Origin of the sequence: Actinomadura luzonensis (assembly GCF_022664455.2) — a bacterium.
Lineage (GTDB): Bacteria > Actinomycetota > Actinomycetes > Streptosporangiales > Streptosporangiaceae > Nonomuraea > Nonomuraea luzonensis.
This window is the reverse complement of record NZ_JAKRKC020000001.1, coordinates 854,809-876,898: the sequence shown is the minus strand read 5'-3', so window position 1 is coordinate 876,898 and position 22,090 is coordinate 854,809. Positions and strand designations below refer to the sequence as shown.

Genomic DNA, 22,090 nt, shown 5'->3' with positions numbered 1-22,090 from the left:
TCAGTCGCGGTGAGGCGACATGACCATTCTTAGCGAATAAGGATCGTTTCGCATACAACGACATTGCGGATGCCGCTGCCAGGAGCTTCTCTTCCAGCGCCAATCAGGTGTTACATCCATTGTGCCGTTGGTCACAGCAGACTCCCTGCCGTCGAGATGAGCAAGCGCATGGCCGGTCGCTTCGGCCGCGACCAGGGTGGCCAGGGTCGCGTCGCAGGCGATCTCGCCCGGTGGGTAGCCGCCCACCTTCGCGGTCACGATCGGCCAGCCCGGGTCGCGGTCGCGCCGTGCCAGGTCGAGGCAGTGCAGGCACGCGGTCCTGCCGGGCAGGACCAGCGGCCCGACCGTCCCGTGCCCCTCGAAGGCGGCCGCCAGGAGGTGGGGGATGCCCAGCGCGATCAGCTCGTTGGCCAGCACCCCGTCCAGAGGCGTGACCGGCGCGATGACCACCAGATCCGGACGATCCGACTGGTCCCCAAGATACGTGCCCCCCGCCAGTACCTCGACCGTCGGTCTGACGAGGTCCTGGCCGTCGACGTACCGGCCGTCGCGTCGTTTCCTGGGCGGGGCCATCGCCTCCTGCCGCGCGGCCAGCTCGGCGGCGCGCTGGCTCGGCGGCCGGCCGAGATAACGCATGTCCGTGCCGCTGCTGCTCGGCTGCCACGTGGGCGTCCCCGGCTGGGGCGCGCTTCCCCGGTGGTGGCGGGTGATCGGTCGTTGGGGGTCGGCGGGCTGCTGGGAGCCCGCCGGTCGCTGGGTGCTCGCGGGCTGCCGGGTGCTGAGGCGTGGCTGGTCGCCCGGCTGCTGTTGCGGGGCGGAGCCCGCTGCGGAGGGGGTGGTGGGTGGGTGGCCGCCTGAGGTGAGACGGCGGGCCACGGCGGCCGCGCCCTCCTCACGCGTCATCCCCACCTCCGCCCACGACAGCCCGCCCGGCGTGATGTGGCCGGCCCGGACGGTGCCGGGGTCGATCACCCGGATGTGGCCCACGCCGGCCGCCGCGAGCAGCGCGACGATCTGGGCGCCCACCCGGCCGGCCCCGTACACGCGCACCCGGGCGGCGCGGCGCCGGGTCAACAGGGCCATGCCGCCGTCCGGCGAGGTGCAGGACAGGTCGAGGGCGTCGAGGTCGGGTCTCAGCCGGTCGCGTTCGGCCAGGGTGAGGTCGCGCAGCGCCTCGGGGCCGGTCGCGGCGTCGTGCAGCGCGCCCTGGGCGGTGAGCTGGTCGAGCAGGGCGCGGGCGCGGCATTCGTCGAGCCCGGCGGCGTTCGCGGCGTCGAGGACGCGATCCAGGTCGCGGGTGCCGTCAAGGCACTCCAGCCATTGCCGGACCGGGCGGGCCAGGCCGGACAGCAGGACCGCGCGCAGCGGGTGCACGCCGTACTGGAGGGTCTGCTCGTCGCGCAGGATGCGCCGGAGGGCGGGCTTCACACGGGGCCTCATGGCGGGAAGGTTGGCACGTCGGAGCATGATCCCGAGAGGGTTCCGCGCGGCTTGTGGATAACCGGTGCGGCAGCCGGCGGGCGGTGCCCGAGCAGCGGGAGGCCACCCGAGTACGCTTCCCGCATGACCGAGCTCTTGGTTGATCGCGACGACGACGGCGTGGTGCTCCTCACCCTCAACGTCCCCGACCGCCGCAACGCCATGACCGACGCACTCACCGACCGCTGGCGCGAGACGATGACCGCCCTCGCCGAGGACCGAGACGCCCGCTGCGTCGTCGTGACCGGCGCGGGCACCGCCTTCTCCGCCGGCGGCGACCTGTCCTGGCTGGGCGAGCGCGGCGCGGAGGCCGTCCCCGAGCTGCGCGAGCGCATGCTCGCCTTCTACCGCACCTGGCTGCTGGTCCACCGGCTGGAGATCCCCACGATCGCCGCCGTCAACGGTCCGGCGGTCGGCGCGGGCCTGTGCGTGGCGCTGGCCTGCGACCTGGTGTACGCCGCCGACGACGCCAAGCTGCTGGCCCCGTTCACCTCGCTGGGCTTGCACCCGGGGATGGCCGCCACCTACCTCCTCCCGTCGAGGGCGGGCGTCGGCCTGGCCCGCGAGATGTTGCTGACCGGCCGCGCACTGACGGGTACGGAAGCAGCGGATAAAGGTTTGGTAAATGGATCTTTCCCGAAGAATGACCTGCTCCCGCAAGTGAGCGCCATCGCCAGGAAGGTCGCGCAGAACGCGCCCATTGCCACGAGGCTCACCAAACTGGCGCTCAACCAAGACCATCAAGACCTGGAAGCCGCGCTGAGGTGGGAATCCTTGGCCCAGCCGGTGACCATGGCGACGTCGGACCTGCTCGAGGGCCTGGCCGCGCATCGGGAAAGGCGCGTGCCCAAATTCACCGGCTCTTAATCATCTGACCAGCAGAAACAGCGTCCACCCTCTGTGGAATTTGCGTCAACTCGGCTAACGTGCATATGTGCCCCCCGAGACAGTCGAGGTTCGTCGCAGTTCTCGTCGCCGGCGTACGGTCTCCGCATACCGCGACGGCGACAAGACGATCGTGCTCCTGCCCGCCTGGCTGAGCGGCGAAGACGCGGATGAATGGGTGAGCCGCATGCTCGATCGGCTGGCCGCCAAGGAACGCCGCCGAAGGCCGACCGACGAGGTGCTGCTGGAGAGGGCCAGGGAGCTGTCGGCGAAATACCTCGACGGCAGACCCGAGCCCGTGAGTGTCCGCTGGGTCGACAACCAGCAGCACCGCTGGGGCTCCTGCACCCCGGAGAACGGCACGATCCGCATCTCGACCCGGCTCAAGGGCCTGCCCGAATGGGTCATCAACTACGTGATCATCCATGAGCTCGTGCACCTGCTGGTGCCGAGCCACGGCGCCAAGTTCTGGGCCTTGGTAGAACAGTATCCCAAGGCGGAGCGGGCCCGTGGGTTCCTTGAAGGATTCTCCGCCGCGGCCCACACGGCACCGGAGGAGTGTTGACCCGCATCGCCGCGGTCCTCGTACGTCAGCGCATGTCCCAGGCGGCGCCCCCGGGCACCGACCCGCGCGAGTTCCTGGAGGCGGTGGCCGAGGACACCTATGAGATGGTGGCCGGCCTCGACCTCGTCACCCCGGTGCTCGTCACCAGCGTCCCCGGCCTCGACCACCTCGTGTGGCCCGGCACCGAGATCGTCACCGTCGGCGAGGACGAGCCGCTGACCGGCGTGCTCGCCCGCCTCCGCGGCGACCAGGCCGCGGTCATCGCCGCCGACGCCCCCGACCTGCCGCCGCTGCTGGTCGGCAAGCTGTTCAGGGAGCTCGGCCGGGCCGAGATCACGATCTGCCCGGCGGAGGGAGGCGGCGCCGTGGCCCTGGCCTGCGCCCTGCCCGCCCCGGCCTGGGCCGCGCCCGACCTCGACGACCCCGAGCTCGTGGCCACGCTGCGCGGCCAGGCCCCGGGCCCCCGCAGGGTCGCCACCACCCCGGGCTGGCACCGCCTGCGCACCCCCGAGGACGTCCACCGCCTGGACCCCGGTCTCGAAGGCTGGGACAACACCAGGGCCCTGCTCAAGGCAGGGTGAGCTCGGCCAGCACGGCCCGGTGGTCGGTGCCCGGCACGGTGCGCACGTCCACCGCCCGCACCGCCACCCGCCGGTCGACCAGCACGTGGTCGATGGTGATGATCGGCGGCACCTTCTTGTTCGCCGGCCACGTGGGGATCAGCCCGGCGCCCACCTGGTCGGCCGCGTCCTTGTAGCCCCGCGACAGCACGCCGCGCAGCGCCGCGTGGTCGAGCGAGGCGTTGAAGTCGCCGGCCAGGACGCGCACCCGGTCGGGTGACGCGGACGGCAGCGTGTCCAGTGCCTCGTTCCAATTGACCACGTTGGGGCCGAGCGGCGGGTACGGGTGCACGTCCACGAACTCGACGGGATCGCCGCCGGGCAGCGACACGGCCGCGGCCGGCATGCGGTGCCCGACGTCCGGCACCATGTCGGGCAGCTCGCGCAGCTCGTGCTTGGAGAACAGGCCGCTGCCCGCGGCGCTCCACTCGGCCTGCAGCACCCGGTGCGGCATCAGCTCCTTCAACCCGGCCGCGTCGAGGTCGGACACCGCCCCCGGGGTCAGCTCCTGCGTGCTCAGCACGTCCGGGTCGAACTCCCGCACCAGCCGCACGATCGTCTCGGCGTCGGCCCGGCCGAACAACATGTTGATCGTCATGACCCGGAACGGCCGCCCGGCGGCGGCCTCGGCCGTGCCGAGCGCCCTCGGCAGCACGGCGAAGCCCAGCGCGGTGGTGGCCAGCAGCGCCACGGCGGTGGCCGCGCGCCGCCGGCCGAGCGCCGCCATCAGCAGCGGGACCAGCGAGCCCGCCGCCGCGTACGGGGTCGCCGTCATGATCTGCGTCGGCAGCGACCCGCGCTCCAGCCCCGCCACCCGGACGGCGGCCCAAGCCGCGAAAGGGGTCACTGCCATCCAGGTCAGGACGGACCCGGTGAATCTCCGGCCTTTGCCGACAGGCGTGACGATCGTGCCGCCCACGGGCGACTCAGCCGGAGCACTCACCGAACCCCCCTTTGGAACGACGCAAAGGACTCTAGCCAACCGGACGCGAACGCAGGCCGAGCGCGTGCTGTCCACGTCTGGCCAATCGCCGCGTCGCCTCGTCCGACAGCTCGGGGATCTCCTCGACCGGGAACCAGCGCAGGTCGAGGGACTCCTCGCTGATCACCGCCTCGGCGCCGGGCGGGGCCACGGCGGCGTACTCGACGTCGAGGTGCCAGCTCGTCGGCGGGTGGCACCACACCTCGTGCTTGTCCACGGCGAGCGGCCCCGGCAGCAGCTCCAGGCCCGCGATGCCGGACTCCTCCCACGCCTCGCGCAGCGCCACCTCGGCCAGCGAGGCGTCGGACGGCTCGCAGTGGCCGCCCATGGGCAGCCACTTGCCGGCCTTCGGGTGCAGCGTGAGCAGCACCCGGGCGCCGTCGTGCGAGAGCACCGCCGTGGTCGCCGTCAGGTGCCCGGGGACGCATGCGCGCAGCATGGCGTCGTCGTGCTCGCGCAGGTGGCCGAGGAACTCGGCGCGCAGCGCCTCCTCCTCGGGCGTGGGCGCGGCCCAGGCCGACAGCACCGCGACCGCGTCGTCGTGCAGGCTCAACTCTGGTCGCCCTCGTCGTCCGGCTTGCGCTCCAGCTCGGAGATGTCCCACGCCTGCTCGCCGCGGACGAACGCGTCGGGGTCGTCGAGGTCGTCGGCCGTCGGCATGAGGTCGGGGTGGCCCCAGAGCGCGTCGCGCCCCTCGACGCCGCGCGCCTCCTCAAGGGCCCGCCACAGCGCCGCCGCCTCGCGCAGCCGCCGGGGCCGCAGCTCCAGCCCCACCAGCGTGCCGAACGTCAGCTCGGCCGGCCCGCCGGTGGCCCGGCGCCGGCGCACGGTCTCGGCCAGCCCGACGGCCGAGGGCAGCTTGCCGGCGGCGCTGTTGTCGACCACGGTGGCGACCCAGCCCTCGACCAGCGCGAGCGTCGTCTCCAGCCGCGACAGCGCGGCCTTCTGCCGCTCGGTCTCCTCGGGCTTGAGCAGGTTGCCCCCGCTCAGCGCCTCCTGGATGGCCTCGGGGTTGTTGATGTCGAGCCCGCGGATTTGCTCCTCCAGCTTGGAGGTGTCGACCGTGATGCCCCGCGCGTACTCCTCGACCGCGCCCAGCAGGTGGGCGCGCAGCCACGGCACGTGCTGGAACAGCCGGTGGTGCGCGGCCTCGCGCAGCGCCAGGTAGATCCTGATCTCCTCGGAGGGGACCTCCAGGCCCTCGCTGAAGTTGGCGATGCCGCCGGGCAGCAGCGCGGCCACGTCGGACAGCGGCAGGCCGATGTCGGTCGTGCCGACCACCTCGCGGGCGAGCGAGGCGATGGCCTGGCCGATCTGCTGGCCGACCATCATGCCGCCCATCTGCTTCAGCATGCCCATGAGGGGGCCGGCCATCTGCTGGGCCTCGGGCGGCAGGCCCGCGCCGCCGAGCGCGCCGCCCATGGTGTCGACCATGCGCGCGGCGATCGGCTCGCACAGCTTGCGCCAGACCGGGATCGTGTTCTCGATCCACTCGGACCGGCTCCAGGCCTGCGGGCTCGTCACGCCGCTCGGCAGCGTGGTCGCCTCGTTCAGCCAGAGGTCGGCCAGGCTCAGCGCCTCCACGATCTGGCGGCGCTCGCCTTCCATGACGCTCGGGTCGCCCTCGGCGACCACGGCGTGCCGGGCGATGTTCTTCGCCATGTCCCAGTTGACAGGGCCGGAGCCCTGGGGCGCCGACAACATGTCGGCGAACTGGCGCATCGCCTGAGCCATCTGCTCAGGGTTGCCGAACATGGCGAACGGGTTCTCGTTGGGGTCGTTTTCGCGACCTGGCAGGTCAGTCACCGCTCTACCTCGTGCAGGATGGAGGAGTCCACATCCGCCACGTTAGTCGTCCTGCGGCGGATCAGTGCAAAGTGAGGACCTGGTGCCTACCTCGAAACGCCCGCGCCAACCCGTCGTCGCCGTCACGGGAGCGGCCTCCGGTCTCGGCCGGGAACTGCTCGCCAAGCTCGTGTCCTCCGCGGATTTCCGCAGGGTGGTGGCCATCGACGAGGAACGTGGCGACGTCAGGGAGGCCACCTGGCGAGTGATCGACGTCCGGGATCCGCTCTTGGCGAACCGCATCTCCGACATCGACGTCCTGGTCCACCTGGCGGGCGACTACGCGCTCGACTCCGACCCGGTCGAGCGGCGCGCGTACAACCTGAGAGCGGCCCAGACCGTGCTCACTGCCTGCGCCGCGGCGCGCGTGCGGCGGGTGGTGCTGGTCACGAGCGCCATGGTGTACGGCGCCGCGCCCGACAACGAGGTGCCGCTGGCCGAGGACGCCCCGGTCGCGGCCGAGCCCGACACCGGCGTCGTCGGCGACCACCTGGAGATCGAGTCCCTGGTACGGCGCTCGTTCCGCAGCCACCCGGGGCTGGAGGTCACGGTCGTGCGCCCGGCCGCGGTCGTCGGTCCCGGCATCGACACCGTGATCACCCGGCACTTCGAGTCGCCGCGGCTGCTCACCGTCAAGGGCTGTACGCCGCGCTGGCAGTTCTGCCACGTCGACGACCTGGTCTCGGCGCTGGAGCTGGCGGCCCGCGGCCTGGTCACCGGCGTGGTCGCCGTCGGCTGCGACGGCTGGCTGGAGCAGGAGCAGGTCGAGGAGCTGTCCGGCATCCGCAGGTTCGAGCTGCCGGCGGGGCTGACGTTCGGCACCGCGCAGCGCCTGCATCGGCTCGGCATCACCCCGGCCCCGGCCACCGACCTGCACTACGTCGTCTACCCCTGGGTGGTCGACTGCGCGACGCTGCGCGAGGCCGGCTGGAAGCCGTCCTGGACCAACGAGGCGGCCTTCAAACAGCTCCTGGAGCTGCGCGAGAACGCCACGACCGTGGTCGGCAGGCGGCTGCCGGTCAAGGAGGCCACGCTCACCGCGGCGGGCGCGACCGTCGCCGTCATCGGCACCGCCGCGATCGTCCGGCAGGTGCGCAAGAAGCGGCGGGGGTGAGCGCGCGGGCGACGCGGCCGCGGGCAGGTAGTCTTGCGGCGTGGACGTCATCCGGTTGCTCGCCATTCGCGACCTCCCGCTGTCCGTCGACGAGGTGCTGACCGCCGTGGGCGATCACGCCGCGGGCGGCACCACGCTGTTCGTGGGCACCGTGCGGGAGCAGGACCACGGCAAGCCGGTGACCCGGCTCTCCTACTCGGCCCATCCCACCGCGGAGGCAGAGCTGCGCGCGGTGGCCGAGAAGGTCGCCGCCGACTTCCCCGTGACGGCCGTGGCCGCCGTCCACCGCGTGGGCGACCTGGAGCTGGGCGACCTCGCCGTGATCGTGGCGGTCGCCGCGCCGCACCGCGACGAGGCGTTCCGCGCCTCGCGCCGGCTGATCGACGATCTCAAGGCGCAGGTGCCCATCTGGAAACACCAGGTGTTCGCCGACGGCACGACCGAGTGGGTCGGCGCCTGCGAATAAGCTCTTCACCATGTCTCGACGCGCCCTGACGCTGCTGCTCGCGGGATTCCTCGTGCTCGCGTTCGGGGTGGTGGGCGCCTTCCGGCCGGTCCCGTACGTGGTGCTCAGCCCGGGCCCGACCGAGAACACGCTCGGCGAGGTCGAGAAGAAGCCGGTGATCTCGATCACCGGACGGCAGACCTATCCCACCAGCGGCGCGCTCAGCCTGGTGACGGTCGCCTACCAGGGCGGCCCGGCCGCCCAGATCGACCTGCTGACGGCGCTGCGCGGCTGGATCGATCCCGACGTGGCCGTGGTCCCGCAGGAGACCATCTTCGCCCCCGACCGCACCGCGAAGGAGGTCGAGGAGGAGAACACGGTCGAGATGACCAACTCCCAGGACTCCGCCACGGCCGCCGCGCTCAACGAGCTCAAGATCCCGTACGAGATGGTCGTCACCGTCGTCTCCACGGAGAAGGGCAAGCCGGCCGACGGCAAGCTGCAGAAGGGCGACGAGATCACCTCGATCGACGGCAAGGACGCCAAGGACGTCGACGTCGTCGGCAGCACGGTCAAGGCGCACAAACCCGGCGAGGAGGTCGTCTTCGGCGTGCTGCGCGCGGGCAAGCAGGTCGAGGTGCCGCTCAGGCCGATCGCGGGCTCCAGCGGGCAGCCGCAGGTCGGGGTGCTCATGCAGACGAAGTACAAGTTCCCCTTCGACGTCGACATCAACGTCGGCGACGTGGGCGGGCCGAGCGCCGGGCTGATGTTCTCGCTGGGCATCCTCGACAAGCTGACGCCCGGCGAGATCACCGGCGGCAAGAAGATCGCCGGCACCGGCACCATCGAGCCCACCGGCGAGGTGGGCCCGATCGGCGGCATCCAGCAGAAGATGATCGGCGCCAAGAACGCGGGCGCGACCGTGTTCCTGACCCCGGCCGACAACTGCGCGGAGGCGGCGAAGGCGGCGCCCGACGGGCTGCGGCTGGTGCGGGCCGACACGCTGCACGCGGCGGTGCAGGCGCTCGACGCGCTGCGCACCGGCAAGGGCGAGGTGCCCGCGTGCCCGTCCTGAGGACGGGGCGCCCGTGCTGAGAAGCTGTGAAGCCGCTGAGAATCGCGCCCGGCTGAAACTTCCGCCGGGCGTCGTGCGTTAGCCGTACGGCTGGCCTAGCGGTGTAGGTTGCCAGACACGGACCGTTTCTTCATTACGACGAGGGGTTGGCCTTGAGCTTCCGGACCCCAGGAGCCGGCAGGGCGATGCGCTTGCCCCGCCGACCGCGACTGCTTCTGCCTGTCGCGATAGCCCTTGTGGCGATCGTGGCGTTGTTCTTCCTGTTTAGCGGCATATATACGGACTACCTGTGGTTCGACGCGGCCGACTACACGTCGGTGTTCAGCGGCGTGATCGTGACCCAGATCGTGTTGTTCCTGGTCGGCGCGCTGCTGATGGTCGTCATCGCGGGCGGCAACATGCTGCTGGCCTTCCGCACGCGGCCGATGTTCGGCCCGGCGATGTTCGGCGGGGCCAGCGGCGCCGACCGCTACCGCATGGCGCTCGACCCGCACCGCAAGCTGATCTTCATCATCGGCATGGGGCTGCTCGCGCTGTTCTCCGGCTCCTCGTTCGCCGGCCAGTGGCAGACGTGGCTGAAGTTCGTCAACGGCGCGTCGTTCGGCAAGAAGGACGAGTTGTTCGGCTTCGACATCTCGTTCTTCATGTTCGACTACCCGTTCATCCGGATGGTCCTGAACTTCCTGTTCACCGCCGTGATCATCTCGATCGTGCTGGCGGCGATCACCCACTACCTGTACGGCGGCTTCCGCCTGCAGTCGCCCGGCCTGCACGCCTCCCGGGCCGCGCGGGTCCACTTGTCGGTGCTGCTGGGCGTCTTCGTGCTGCTCAAGGCCGTCGCCTACTGGGTCGACCGGTACGGCCTGGTCTTCTCCGACCGCGGCTTCGTGCACGGCGCGTCCTACACCGACGTCAACGCCGTCCTGCCCGCCAAGACGATCCTCGCGATCATCGCGCTGATCTGCGCCGCCCTGTTCTTCGCCGGGGTGGTCCGGCCCGGCGGCATGCTGCCCGGGGTCTCCTTCGGCCTGCTCGTGCTCTCGGCCATCCTGATCGGCGGCGTCTACCCGGCGCTCGTCGAGCAGTTCCAGGTCAAGCCCAACCAGCAGGGCAAGGAGGCGCTGTACATCCAGCGCAACATCGACGCGACCAGGCAGGCGTACAACGTCGACAAGACCGAGGTCGAGACCTACAACGCGCAGGCCGACCCGACGAAGGTCCAGGCCGCCGGCGACACCTCGGTCGCCGGGGTGCGGCTGCTCGACCCGGCGCTGGTCTCCTCCACCTACGAGCAGACCCAGCGCATCCGCGGCTTCTACAACTTCGCCGAGCCGCTCGACGTCGACCGCTACCCCGACAGCACCGGCAAGCTCGTCGACCACGTCGTCGGCGTCCGCGAGCTGACCGGCCCCGACTCGGGCCAGAACAACTGGATCAACCGCCACCTCGTCTACACCCACGGCTACGGCTTCGTCGCCGCGCCCGGCAACAAGGTCGACGACCAGGGCCTGCCCGCCTACGACGCCAAGGACATGCCGGTCACCGGCCCGCTGGTCGACAGCACGGGCCTGAAGGAGCCGCGCGTCTACTTCGGCGAGGAGCCGGCCTCGGCCGAGTACGTCATCGCCGGCGGTAACCCCAGCCGCCCGCAGGAGCTCGACTACCCGCAGACCGCCGGCACCGGCCAGAAGAACACCACCTACACCGGCGGCGGCGTCTCGCTCGGCTCGTTCTTCAACCGCATGCTGTACGCCGCCAAGTACAGCGAGGCGAACATCCTGCTGTCCGGCGACGTCAACGACAACTCCAAGATCCTCTACGAGCGCAACCCGCGCGACCGCGTCCAGAAGGTCGCGCCGTTCCTCACGCTCGACGGCAACCCGTACCCGGCGATCGTGGACGGCCGCATCGTGTGGATCGTGGACGGCTACACCACGTCCAACGACTACCCGTACGCGCAGAGCGAGAGCCTCGGCGAGATGACGCGCGACACCTCAAGCGACCGCCGCGTCATCGCCCAGCAGCCCACCGACCGGATCAACTACATCCGCAACTCGGTCAAGGCCACCGTCGACGCCTACGACGGCTCGGTCAAGCTCTACGGCTGGGACACCAACGACCCGGTGCTGCGCACCTGGAGCTCCGCCTTCCCCGGCATCATCCGGCCGGCCTCCGAGATGAGCGCCGACCTGAAGGCGCACGTGCGCTACCCCGAGGACCTGTTCAAGGTGCAGCGCTGGACCCTGTCGCGCTACCACATCACCGACCCGTCGGCCTTCTACAGCGGCCAGGACTTCTGGAACGTCCCGGGCGACCCGACGCAGGGCGACAAGAACACCAAGCAGCCGCCCTACTACCTGACCACCACGATGCCGGGCGAGCAGCCGACGTTCTCGCTCACCACGACGTTCGTGCCGCGGCAGGGGCCCAACCTGGCGGCGTTCATGGCGGTCGACTCCTCGGCCGAGTCGGGCTACGGGCGCATCCGCATCCTGCGGATGCCGTCCAGCACCCCGATCCCCGGCCCCGGCCAGGCCCAGAACTCCTTCCAGAGCCGTTTCGCCGGTGAGCTCAACCTGCTCGGCGTCGGCGCCTCGTCGGTCCGGTACGGCAACCTGCTGACACTGCCGTACGCGGGCGGCCTGGTCTACATCGAACCGGTGTACATCCAGGTCACCGCGGGCGGCGGGCAGGAGCCGTACCCGATCCTGCAGCGGGTCCTGGTGTCGTTCGGCAGCAAGATCGGCGTCGGGCGCACCCTGGACGAGGCCCTGCAGGAGGTCTTCGGCGCGGAGCAGCAACAGGAACAGGCCCAGCCCAACCAGGAGGAACAGGCCCAGCCGAACCAGTCCAACAGCGCGCTCAACTCGGCGATCGCCAACGCCAAGAAGGCCTACGACGACGCCCAGAAGGCGCTGCAGGCCAGCCCGCCGGACTGGGACGCCTACGGTGCGGCGCAGAAGCGGCTGGAGGAGGCGCTGAAGGCGCTGGAGGGCGCGAACCGGCAGCAGCCGGCCACCTCGCCCAGCCCGTCGGCCTCCGCCTCGCCCTCCGCGTCGGCCTCCGCGCCGCCGGCCACGCCCACGGCCGCGCCCACCGGCTCACCGCCGGTCACGCCGTCGCCGTCGGCGACCGGTTAGCCATTCAGTTTGCGTCCACCCCTCGTCGCCGTCTAGTCTTAGGAACGCAACGCAGCGACGCGGGGTGGAGCAGTTCGGTAGCTCGCTGGGCTCATAACCCAGAGGTCGCAGGTTCAAATCCTGCCCCCGCTACCAAAGACGAAGGCCCGGGAAACCGGGCCTTCGGTCGTTTGCGGGGCCGTACGAAGCACTCTCGCGGCCCTGTATAGTTGTACAAGACACACCGACGCGGGGTGGAGCAGTTCGGTAGCTCGCTGGGCTCATAACCCAGAGGTCGCAGGTTCAAATCCTGTCCCCGCTACCAATCCGGAGCCCCCGGCCAGCACTGGCCGGGGGCTCCGTCGTTTCCGCTCGTACCCGCCGTAACCTGGAGGAATGGCAGGCAGAGGGCGGCTACGGGTCTACCTGGGCGCGGCGCCCGGCGTCGGCAAGACGTACGCCATGCTGAGCGAGGCGCGCCGTGCCCGCGAGCGCGGCAAGGACGTCGTCGTCGGCTACGTCGAGACGCACGGCCGCGCCCGCACCGCCGAGCTGCTCGACGGCCTGGAGATCGTCCCGCGCGCCACGCTCACGCACCGCGGCGCGACGTTCACCGAGCTCGACGTGGCCGCCGTCCGCGCCCGCGCGCCCGCGACCGCCCTCGTCGACGAGCTGGCCCACACCAACGCCCCCGGCTCCCGCAACCCCCACCGCCGGCAGGACGTCGAGGAGCTGCTGGAAGCCGGCATCGACGTCGTCACCACGGTCAACGTCCAGCACCTGGCGTCGCTCAGCGACGTCGTCGAGAAGATCACCGGCGTGCCGCAGCGCGAGACCGTCCCCGACGAGGTCATCCGGCGCGCCGACCGGATCGAGCTGGTCGACCTGTCGCCCGAGGCGCTGCGCCGCCGCCTCGCCCACGGCAACGTCTACCCGCCCGAACGCGTGGACGCCGCGCTCGCCAGCTACTTCCGCCCCGGCAACCTGACCGCGCTCCGCGAGCTGGCCCTGCTCTGGCTCGCCGGCGAGGTGGCCGAGCGCCTCGACCGCCACCGCGCCGAGCACGCCGTTCCCGGCACGTGGGAGACCCGCGAACGCGTCGTCGTCGCCCTCACCGGCGGCCCGGAAGGCGACACGCTCGTCCGGCGGGCCGCCCGCATCGCGGCCCGCAGCCGCGGCGCCGACCTGCTGGCCGTCCACGTCACCAGGGCCGACGGCCTGTCCGGCGGCGGCGACCCCGCGCACCTCGCCCGCCAGCGCACGCTCGTCGAGGACCTGGGCGGCACCTACCACCAGGTGATCGGCGACGACGTGCCGCGGGCGCTGCTCGACTTCGCCCACGGCGTGAACGCCACCCAGCTCGTGCTCGGCGCGTCCCGCCGCGGCCGCCTCGCGCAGGCGCTCGCGCGCGGCGTGGGCATGACCACGGCCGCCCGGTCCGGCACGATCGACGTGCACCTGGTGCCCCACGAACGGACGCGCGGCCGGGCCAGGACGAGCCCGGCGGCCGCGCTCACCCGGGGGCGGCGGCTGACCGGCTGGGCGCTCGCGCTGGTCGGGACGCCGCTGCTCACCGCCGCCCTGCTGCCGCTCGACCTCACCCTGCCCAGCGAGATCCTGCTCTTCCTGCTGCTCGTCGTGGCCGTGGCGCTGACCGGCGGCAGGTGGCCGGCGGTCGCGGGGGCGGTCCTCGGGTTCGGGCTGCTCAACTGGTTCTTCACCCCGCCCGTGCGGACGCTCACCATCGCGCGGCCGGAGAACGTGCTCGCGCTGGCCATCTTCGTGCTGGTGGCCGTCATGGTCAGCACCGTCGTGGACCTGGCCGCCCGGCGCAGCAGGGAGGCGGCGCGCTCGCGGGCCGACGCCGAGGTGCTGGCGACGCTGGCCGGGCACGTGCTGCGCGGCGAGTCGGCGCTGCCGTCGCTGCTGGGACGGATGCGGGAGACGTTCGGGCTGACCTCGGTCACCCTGCTCGAACGCGAGGGGACCGCCTGGCGCATCGTCTCGGTGTCCGGCGGCCCGCCCGCCACCGCCCCCTCCCACGCCCCCACCCCTGCTCCTGATCCCACGCCCGCCACCGGACCCGGCACGGACGTCGTCATCGACGACCGGCTCGTCCTCGCCGCCCGCGGCCGGCTGCTGCAGGCGAGCGACCAGCGGGTCCTGGAGGCGTTCGCCGCCGAGGCCGCGGTCGCGCTGCGGCAGCAGCGGCTGCGGGCGGCGGCCGAGCAGGCGCGCCCGCTGGCCGAGGCCGACCGCATGCGCACGGCGCTGCTCGCCGCCGTCGGCCACGACCTGCGCACGCCGCTCGCCTCCGCCCTGGCGGCCGTGGACAGCCTCCGCGACACCGGCGTCGACTGGACGCCCGAGGACCGCGCCGAGCTCCTGGCCACCGCCGGCGAGTCGCTGGCCAAGCTCAACCGCCTGGTGTCCAACCTGCTCGACATGAGCCGCCTCCAAGCCGGCGCCCTCGGCGTGCGGCTCGAACCCGTGGCCGTCGAGGACGTCCTCCCGCGCGCCGTGGACGACCTCGACGCCGCGCCCGGCCTGCTCAGGACCGACGTCCCCGACGACCTGCCCGACCTCATGGCCGACCCGGCGCTGCTGGAACGGGTGCTCGCCAACCTCGTCGCGAACGCCGCCCGCCACACGCCCCCGGGCGAGCACGTGCTCGTCGCCGCCAGCGCGCACGGCGACCACGTCGAGATCCGCGTCATCGACCGGGGCCCCGGGATCCCGGCGGAGGCGCATGAAAGGGTGTTCCTGCCGTTCCAGCGGCTCGGCGACCGCGACAACCACACCGGCGTCGGGCTCGGCCTCGCGCTCTCCCGCGGTCTCACCGAGGCGATGGGCGGCACGCTCGGCCTGGAGGACACCCCCGGAGGAGGACTGACGATGACCGTCTCGCTGCGGAGCGCGCGATGACGCGCGTGCTCGTCGTGGACGACGAGCCGCAGATCCTGCGGGCCCTCCGCGTCAACCTGGCCGCCCGGCACTACGAGGTCGCGGTCGCGCCGGACGGCGGCACCGCGCTGCGCCTGGCCGCCGACTGGCACCCCGACCTGGTCATCCTCGACCTCGGCCTGCCCGACCTGGACGGCGTCGAGGTCATCGCGGGGCTGCGCGGCTGGACCAGCGTGCCGATCATCGTCCTGTCGGGACGCACCGACAGCACCGACAAGGTGGACGCCCTGGACGCCGGGGCCGACGACTACGTGACCAAGCCGTTCGGCATCGACGAACTGCTCGCCCGCGTCCGCGCGGTGACCCGGCGCACCGGGCAGCAGGGGGAGGACCCCGTCACGGTCAGGCTGGGCGAGCACGAGATCGACCTGACCCGCAAGACGATCACCGGCGGGGTGCGGCTGACGCCGACGGAGTGGCACTTTCTGGAGATCCTGCTGCGCAACCCCGGCAAGCTGATCAGCCAGCGGCAGCTCCTGACCGAGGTCTGGGGCGCCTCCTATCTCAAGGAGACGCACTACCTGCGGCAGTACATGGCCCAACTGCGCCGCAAGCTCGAGATCGACCCGGCCCGGCCGGCGCACCTGCTCACCGAGCCCGGCATGGGCTACCGCTTCCAGCCCTGACGGCGCTCACGCCCGGTCGAGCAGCAACCCGACCGCCCTGTGCACGGCCCAGCCGACCAGCACGATGCCGAAGACGACCTGGGTGAGGCGCAGCCAGGGCGGGGAGTCGTCCGCATAGACGACGACCCCGACCCACAACACGCCGAAGATCCCCACCAGGAGGATCGCCGCCCAGTTCAGCCCCCGTTGCCACATATGCGCAGTGTGACAGGCGCGAATGAAAGAACGGGTATGTCCGGAGTCGCCTCCGAGTCACCCCCCGGCAAGAAGCCTTCGGCCCCTGCCGCCCCGGCGTCCGTTCAGCGGCGAAGGCTGCGGCGCGCCCCGACGCAGCGCCGCAGCCTCGGGCCGCTCGGACTCTGCGGGACGGCGCCGCCGCTCTCCAGACAGGCGCGCAACGCGGCCGCCGTCCGGACGTCCTCCAGGACGCTCACCGCCTCCTCGCCGCTCTCCGGCAACTGCCCCTGCCGGCCCAGCTCGTCCCTGACGAACGACAAAGGGTCCGCCATGCCCGCCAGCTCGGCGGCCGCGCTCGCCCGGGCGGCCGTCAGCAGGCGCAAGTACGCGGTACGCAGGACGGCCTCGCGGGTGTGGGCGTGTTCGAGGTCGTCGATGAGCGTACCCGCCACCCGCAGCAGGTCCCCGGCGCTGGTCGCCTCGTCGGCGAGGAAAGCGCGGATGTCGTCGAACTCCGAGCGGGTCATGGCGGACACCTCCGAGGGAGCAATCTGCTCGTGGACTACTTCGTACCGACCAGCGATTGCGGATGACTTGCCGTGCGCTTGCCCAGGGGTGTCGCGAAGGGGAGACATAGGCGAGGTTTGGGGGACAGCAGGGGAGGGAAGAACCATCGGATTACCCGAGTTGCGCGAAGCACCGGCGATCCACTGCTAGAGTTGCTTCCGCGCAGGACGCCCGAGAGCTCACCGAGCTCCAGGAGCCGGCCCGCGAACCCCACTTCCTTCTCGGACCATCCACTCCGGACGGGCTGGTAAGTTAGAGGGGTTGCCCCGGAAACGGGGCGCGGATTAATTCCAGCAGGTCGAGCAGGGCCGGTCAATTTGACAGCCACCTGAACGACTGAAAGAATTAAGACACAACGAAAGACCGAAACGAAACGCCTCCGACGCAAGGCTTGAAAGCCTGGCTGACGATGAACGCGTCCGTTTCTTGAGAACTCAACAGTGTGTTAAAAGCCAGTGCATGTGCATCACACATGTATCACCCCGTCATTCATGACGGATTCTTGCTTGGACAGTACTGTCCGAACAGTCATTGTTTGGAGAGTTTGATCCTGGCTCAGGACGAACGCTGGCGGCGTGCTTAACACATGCAAGTCGAGCGGAAAGGCCCTTCGGGGTACTCGAGCGGCGAACGGGTGAGTAACACGTGAGCAACCTGCCCCTGACTCTGGGATAAGCCCGGGAAACTGGGTCTAATACCGGATACGACCGCCTCCGGCATCGGATGGTGGTGGAAAGTTTTTCGGTCGGGGATGGGCTCGCGGCCTATCAGCTTGTTGGTGGGGTAGTGGCCTACCAAGGCGACGACGGGTAGCCGGCCTGAGAGGGCGACCGGCCACACTGGGACTGAGACACGGCCCAGACTCCTACGGGAGGCAGCAGTGGGGAATATTGCGCAATGGGCGGAAGCCTGACGCAGCGACGCCGCGTGGGGGATGACGGCCTTCGGGTTGTAAACCTCTTTCAGCAGGGACGAAGTTGACGTGTACCTGCAGAAGAAGCGCCGGCTAACTACGTGCCAGCAGCCGCGGTAATACGTAGGGCGCAAGCGTTGTCCGGAATTATTGGGCGTAAAGAGCTCGTAGGTGGCTGGTCGCGTCTGCCGTGAAAGCCCGCAGCTTAACTGCGGGTCTGCGGTGGATACGGGCCGGCTAGAGGTAGGTAGGGGCAAGTGGAATTCCTGGTGTAGCGGTGAAATGCGCAGATATCAGGAGGAACACCGGTGGCGAAGGCGGCTTGCTGGGCCTTACCTGACGCTGAGGAGCGAAAGCGTGGGGAGCGAACAGGATTAGATACCCTGGTAGTCCACGCTGTAAACGTTGGGCGCTAGGTGTGGGACCCTTCCACGGGTTCCGTGCCGGAGCTAACGCATTAAGCGCCCCGCCTGGGGAGTACGGCCGCAAGGCTAAAACTCAAAGGAATTGACGGGGGCCCGCACAAGCGGCGGAGCATGTTGCTTAATTCGACGCAACGCGAAGAACCTTACCAAGGTTTGACATCACCCGGACCGCCTCAGAGATGGGGTTTCCCTTTTGGGCTGGGTGACAGGTGGTGCATGGCTGTCGTCAGCTCGTGTCGTGAGATGTTGGGTTAAGTCCCGCAACGAGCGCAACCCTTGCTCCATGTTGCCAGCACGCCGTTCGCGGTGGTGGGGACTCATGGGGGACTGCCGGGGTCAACTCGGAGGAAGGTGGGGATGACGTCAAGTCATCATGCCCCTTATGTCTTGGGCTGCAAACATGCTACAATGGCCGGTACAGAGGGTTGCGATACCGTGAGGTGGAGCGAATCCCTAAAAGCCGGTCTCAGTTCGGATTGGGGTCTGCAACTCGACCCCATGAAGTCGGAGTCGCTAGTAATCGCAGATCAGCAACGCTGCGGTGAATACGTTCCCGGGCCTTGTACACACCGCCCGTCACGTCACGAAAGTCGGCAACACCCGAAGCCCGTGGCCCAACCCGTAAGGGGGGGAGCGGTCGAAGGTGGGGCTGGCGATTGGGACGAAGTCGTAACAAGGTAGCCGTACCGGAAGGTGCGGCTGGATCACCTCCTTTCTAAGGAGCACTCTCACCCTTCACCACCGGACGTGTGGTGGGGTGACAGCTCACTAGTGGAGCACTGGCTACTCGGCACCGCCAGGTCGCCGGCCGGCAAGTACCGCCCCGCAAGGGGAGTGGGAACGACGGTTCGGGGGCTCGGGGGTTGCCGGACACACTGTTGGGTCCTGAAGGAACGGGCAGCTGGGCTGGTCGTCTTCTTCGGTGCACAGGACCAGCGAACGACCTGTTGATCGGGTCGGGAGCTGGTTGCTGTTTGTTGTTTGAGATTTGCATAGTGGACGCGAGCATCTTTGTGGCCAAGTTTTTTAGGGCACACGGTGGATGCCTTGGCATCAGGAGCCGATGAAGGACGTGGGAGGCTGCGTTAAGCCTCGGGGAGTCGCCAACCAGACGTTGATCCGGGGATGTCCGAATGGGGAAACCTAGCACCAGTCATGTGGTGTTGCCTCCGCCTGAATGTATAGGGCGGTTGGTGGTGGGAACAACATCCCGCAATGAATCGCGATCAGCATGATGCAGCACCATCAACATGCAATGGCGTGGTAACGCGGGGAAGTGAAACATCTCAGTACCCGTAGGAAGAGAAAACAACAGTGATTCCGTGAGTAGTGGTGAGCGAAAGCGGATGAGGCTAAACCGGGCGTGTGTGATAGCCGGCAGGCGTTGCATGTCCGGGGTCGTGGGACCCTCTTGGGATGGCTGCCGCCGTCTCGGGCAGTGATAAATCGGTGGGGTAGTCGAAGCCTCTGGGAAGGGGCGCCGTAGACCGTGAGAGCCGGGTAGGCGAAACCTTGTCGACTGCTGGAGGGGATCCCAAGTAGCACGGGGCTCGAGGAATCCTGTGTGAATCTGCCAGGACCACCTGGTAAGCCTAAATACTCCCTGATGACCGATAGTGCACGAGTACCGTGAGGGAAAGGTGAAAAGTGCCCCGGTGAGGGGTCGTGAAATAGTACCTGAAACCGTGTGCCTACAAGCCGTAGGAGCTTAGCTGGTCTTCGGACCGGTTGTGATGTGACTGCGTGCCTTTTGAAGAATGAGCCTGCGAGTTATGGTGTGTGGCGAGGTTAACCCGTGTGGGGGAGCCGTAGCGAAAGCGAGTCTGAAGAGGGCGTTTGAGTCGCATGCTGTAGACCCGAAGCGGGGTGATCTACGCATGGGCAGGTTGAAGCTCAGGTAAGACTGGGTGGAGGACCGAACCCACCAGGGTTGAAAACCTGGGGGATGACCTGTGTGTAGGGGTGAAAGGCCAATCAAACTCCGTGATAGCTGGTTCTCCCCGAAATGCATTTAGGTGCAGCGTCGCGTGTTTCTTGCCGGAGGTAGAGCACTGGATGGCCGATGGGCCCGACAAGGTTACTGACGTCAGCCAAACTCCGAATGCCGGTAAGTGAGAGCGTGGCAGTGAGACTGCGGGCGATAAGGTTCGTAGTCGAGAGGGAAACAGCCCAGATCACCGACTAAGGCCCCTAAGCGTGTGCTAAGTGGGAAAGGATGTGGAGTCGCAGAGACAACCAGGAGGTTGGCTTAGAAGCAGCCACCCTTGAAAGAGTGCGTAATAGCTCACTGGTCAAGTGATTCTGCGCCGACAATGTAGCGGGGCTCAAGCACACCGCCGAAGTCGTGGCACTGACAGCGTCTTGTTGTTGGTGGGTAGGGGAGCGTCGTGCGGCCGGTGAAGCGGCAGAGTGATCTAGCCGTGGAGGCCGTGCGAGTGAGAATGCAGGCATGAGTAGCGAATCGAGGGTGAGAAACCCTCGCGCCGGATGACCAAGGGTTCCTGGGGCAGGCTAATCCGCCCAGGGTAAGTCGGGACCTAAGGCGAGGCCGACAGGCGTAGTCGATGGACAACGGGTTGATATTCCCGTACCCGCTTCAATGCGCCCATATCGAACCTCGTGATGCTAAGAGTCCTTAAGTCAGCTGTCTCTTCGGAGACGGTGTTAGGCCGAACGCTCGATCCGATCGGGTAGTAGGTAAGCGATGGGGTGACGCAGGAAGGTAGTCCAGCCCAGGCGATGGTTGTCCTGGGGTAAGCATGTAGGGAGCGAGGTAGGCAAATCCGCCTCGTATGTATCCTGAGATGTGATGCCGAGCCGATTGTGGTGAAGTGGATGATCCTATGCTGCCGAGAAAAGCCTCTAGTGAGTGTTGTGGCGGCCCGTACCCTAAACCGACTCAGGTGGTCAGGTAGAGAATACTAAGGCGATCGGGTGAACTGTGGTTAAGGAACTCGGCAAATTGCCCCCGTAACTTCGGGAGAAGGGGGACCTCTGCTGGTGATGAGTTTTGCACTCGGAGCTGGTGGGGGTCGCAGTGGCCAGGGGGAAGCGACTGTTTACTAAAAACACAGGTCCGTGCGAAGTCGTAAGACGATGTATACGGACTGACGCCTGCCCGGTGCCGGAACGTTAAGGGGACCGCTTAGCTCCACTTGTGGGGCGAAGGTGAGAACTTAAGCGCCGGTAAACGGCGGTGGTAACTATAACCATCCTAAGGTAGCGAAATTCCTTGTCGGGTAAGTTCCGACCTGCACGAATGGCGTAACGACTTCCCCGCTGTCTCAACCGCAGACCCGGCGAAATTGCACTACGAGTAAAGATGCTCGTTTCGCGCAGCAGGACGGAAAGACCCCGGGACCTTCACTACAGCTTGACATTGGCGTTTGGAGCGTCTTGTGTAGGATAGGTGGGAGACTGGGAAGCTCGGACGCTAGTTCGGGTGGAGTCATTGGTGAAATACCACTCTGGTCGTTTTGAACGTCTAACTCTGGTCCGTGATCCGGATCGGGGACAGTGTCTGGTGGGTAGTTTAACTGGGGCGGTTGCCTCCTAAAGGGTAACGGAGGCGCCCAAAGGTTCCCTCAGCCTGGTTGGCAATCAGGTGTTGAGTGTAAGTGCACAAGGGAGCTTGACTGTGAGACTGACGGGTCGAGCAGGAGCGAAAGCTGGGACTAGTGATCCGGCATCGGCGTGTGGAAGCGGTGTCGCTCAACGGCTAAAAGGTACCCCAGTCTATCTTATTCATCTTCCATCTTCGGCTACATATGACTGGGGATAACAGGCTGATCTTCCCCAAGAGTCCATATCGACGGGATGGTTTGGCACCTCGATGTCGGCTCGTCGCATCCTGGGGCTGGAGTAGGTCCCAAGGGTTGGGCTGTTCGCCCATTAAAGCGGTACGCGAGCTGGGTTTAGAACGTCGCGAGACAGTTCGGTCCCTATCCGCTGCGCGCGCAGGAGACTTGAAAGGGGCTGTCCCTAGTACGAGAGGACCGGGACGGACGAACCTCTGGTGTGCCAGTTGTACCGCCAGGTGCACGGCTGGTTGGCTACGTTCGGAAGGGATAACCGCTGAAAGCATCTAAGCGGGAAGCTCGCCTTGAGATGAGGTCTCCCACCCCGTGAGGGGGTAAGGCTCCCGATAGACGATCGGGTTGATAGGCCGGAGGTGGAAGCGCGGTAACGTGTGGAGCTGACCGGTACTAATAGGCCGAGGACTTGACCACAAAGCATCTTGCTCGCGTCCACTACGCAATTCTGAGACAGCAAACACGCCTGTGTGTGTT

Annotated in this window: 15 protein-coding genes, 2 tRNA genes and 2 rRNA genes; 13 read left to right on the top strand and 6 right to left on the bottom strand. The window is 68.4% G+C overall.

Annotated features, from left to right (window positions below):
- Complete coding sequence (locus tag MF672_RS04120) at nt 1–1,440, bottom strand: ThiF family adenylyltransferase (RefSeq protein ID WP_242372530.1); 1,440 nt, start codon at nt 1,438–1,440, stop codon at nt 1–3.
- Nucleotides 1,441–1,563: 123 nt separating this feature from the next.
- On the opposite strand from MF672_RS04120, the gene MF672_RS04115 reads away from it, so the two are divergent.
- The 3 genes from MF672_RS04115 (at nt 1,564) to MF672_RS51220 (ending at nt 3,510) form a co-directional block, all read left to right on the top strand.
- Nucleotides 1,564–2,346 carry an enoyl-CoA hydratase/isomerase family protein gene (locus MF672_RS04115; protein WP_242372527.1) on the top strand — a complete coding sequence of 261 codons (783 nt, stop codon included), beginning with the start codon at nt 1,564–1,566 and terminating at the stop codon, nt 2,344–2,346.
- 67 nt (nt 2,347–2,413) lie between these two features.
- Nucleotides 2,414–2,929 carry a M48 metallopeptidase family protein gene (locus MF672_RS04110; protein WP_242372525.1) on the top strand — a complete coding sequence of 172 codons (516 nt, stop codon included), beginning with the start codon at nt 2,414–2,416 and terminating at the stop codon, nt 2,927–2,929.
- The gene (locus tag MF672_RS51220; RefSeq protein WP_302893153.1) at nt 2,926–3,510 is read left to right on the top strand and encodes a glycosyltransferase family protein; all 585 of its coding nucleotides are present in this window, start codon (nt 2,926–2,928) and stop codon (nt 3,508–3,510) included. Before MF672_RS04110 ends, MF672_RS51220 begins: the two co-directional genes overlap by 4 nt.
- Here MF672_RS51220 and MF672_RS51215 read toward each other — a convergent pair.
- From MF672_RS51215 to MF672_RS04085, 3 genes are all read right to left on the bottom strand, one after another.
- On the bottom strand, nt 3,497–4,402 hold the full coding sequence (locus MF672_RS51215; protein WP_302893152.1) for an endonuclease/exonuclease/phosphatase family protein: 906 nt from the start codon (nt 4,400–4,402) through the stop codon (nt 3,497–3,499). The two genes, MF672_RS51220 and MF672_RS51215, sit on opposite strands and share 14 nt — an antisense overlap.
- Before the next feature lie 121 nt (nt 4,403–4,523).
- A complete protein-coding gene (locus tag MF672_RS04090) occupies nt 4,524–5,084 on the bottom strand; it encodes an NUDIX hydrolase (protein ID WP_242372521.1) in 561 nt (186 codons plus the stop codon).
- Nucleotides 5,081–6,337, bottom strand: coding sequence for a zinc-dependent metalloprotease (locus tag MF672_RS04085; protein WP_242372520.1), 1,257 nt, complete (start codon nt 6,335–6,337; stop codon nt 5,081–5,083). Before MF672_RS04085 ends, MF672_RS04090 begins: the two co-directional genes overlap by 4 nt.
- Nucleotides 6,338–6,416: 79 nt before the next feature.
- Here MF672_RS04085 and MF672_RS04080 point away from each other — a divergent pair, with 79 nt between their 5' ends.
- From MF672_RS04080 to MF672_RS04045, 8 genes are all read left to right on the top strand, one after another.
- The gene (locus MF672_RS04080) at nt 6,417–7,490 is read left to right on the top strand and encodes an NAD-dependent epimerase/dehydratase family protein (protein WP_242372743.1); all 1,074 of its coding nucleotides are present in this window, start codon (nt 6,417–6,419) and stop codon (nt 7,488–7,490) included.
- Between the two features lie 40 nt (nt 7,491–7,530).
- Nucleotides 7,531–7,956, top strand: coding sequence for a molybdenum cofactor biosynthesis protein MoaE (locus tag MF672_RS04075; protein ID WP_242372519.1), 426 nt, complete (start codon nt 7,531–7,533; stop codon nt 7,954–7,956).
- 10 nt (nt 7,957–7,966) lie between these two features.
- On the top strand, nt 7,967–9,010 hold the full coding sequence (locus tag MF672_RS04070; RefSeq protein ID WP_242372518.1) for a YlbL family protein: 1,044 nt from the start codon (nt 7,967–7,969) through the stop codon (nt 9,008–9,010).
- Nucleotides 9,011–9,195: 185 nt separating this feature from the next.
- On the top strand, nt 9,196–12,150 hold the full coding sequence (locus tag MF672_RS04065; RefSeq protein WP_242372517.1) for a UPF0182 family membrane protein: 2,955 nt from the start codon (nt 9,196–9,198) through the stop codon (nt 12,148–12,150).
- A gap of 58 nt (nt 12,151–12,208) precedes the next feature.
- Nucleotides 12,209–12,285, top strand: a tRNA-Met gene (locus MF672_RS04060).
- Nucleotides 12,286–12,377: 92 nt separating this feature from the next.
- Nucleotides 12,378–12,454: transfer RNA gene (locus tag MF672_RS04055), tRNA-Met, on the top strand.
- A 71-nt stretch (nt 12,455–12,525) separates the two neighbouring features.
- Complete coding sequence (locus tag MF672_RS04050; protein WP_242372515.1) at nt 12,526–15,054, top strand: sensor histidine kinase; 2,529 nt, start codon at nt 12,526–12,528, stop codon at nt 15,052–15,054.
- Nucleotides 15,051–15,719 (top strand): response regulator, encoded by a 669-nt coding sequence (locus tag MF672_RS04045; RefSeq protein WP_242372513.1) that lies wholly within the window; start codon nt 15,051–15,053, stop codon nt 15,717–15,719. The genes MF672_RS04050 and MF672_RS04045 overlap by 4 nt, the downstream gene beginning before the upstream one ends.
- Nucleotides 15,720–15,725: 6 nt before the next feature.
- Here the strand turns inward: MF672_RS04045 and MF672_RS04040 are convergent, their stop codons facing one another.
- Nucleotides 15,726–15,914 carry a hypothetical protein gene (locus tag MF672_RS04040; RefSeq protein ID WP_242372510.1) on the bottom strand — a complete coding sequence of 63 codons (189 nt, stop codon included), beginning with the start codon at nt 15,912–15,914 and terminating at the stop codon, nt 15,726–15,728.
- A 104-nt stretch (nt 15,915–16,018) separates the two neighbouring features.
- Nucleotides 16,019–16,423, bottom strand: coding sequence for a hypothetical protein (locus MF672_RS04035; protein ID WP_242372507.1), 405 nt, complete (start codon nt 16,421–16,423; stop codon nt 16,019–16,021).
- 572 nt (nt 16,424–16,995) lie between these two features.
- On the opposite strand from MF672_RS04035, the gene MF672_RS04030 reads away from it, so the two are divergent.
- A 16S ribosomal RNA gene (locus MF672_RS04030) occupies nt 16,996–18,516 on the top strand.
- 300 nt (nt 18,517–18,816) lie between these two features.
- Nucleotides 18,817–22,030, top strand: a 23S ribosomal RNA gene (locus MF672_RS04025).
- Together the 16S and 23S rRNA genes form the textbook arrangement of a ribosomal RNA operon.
- The last annotated feature ends 60 nt before the right edge of the window (nt 22,031–22,090 follow it).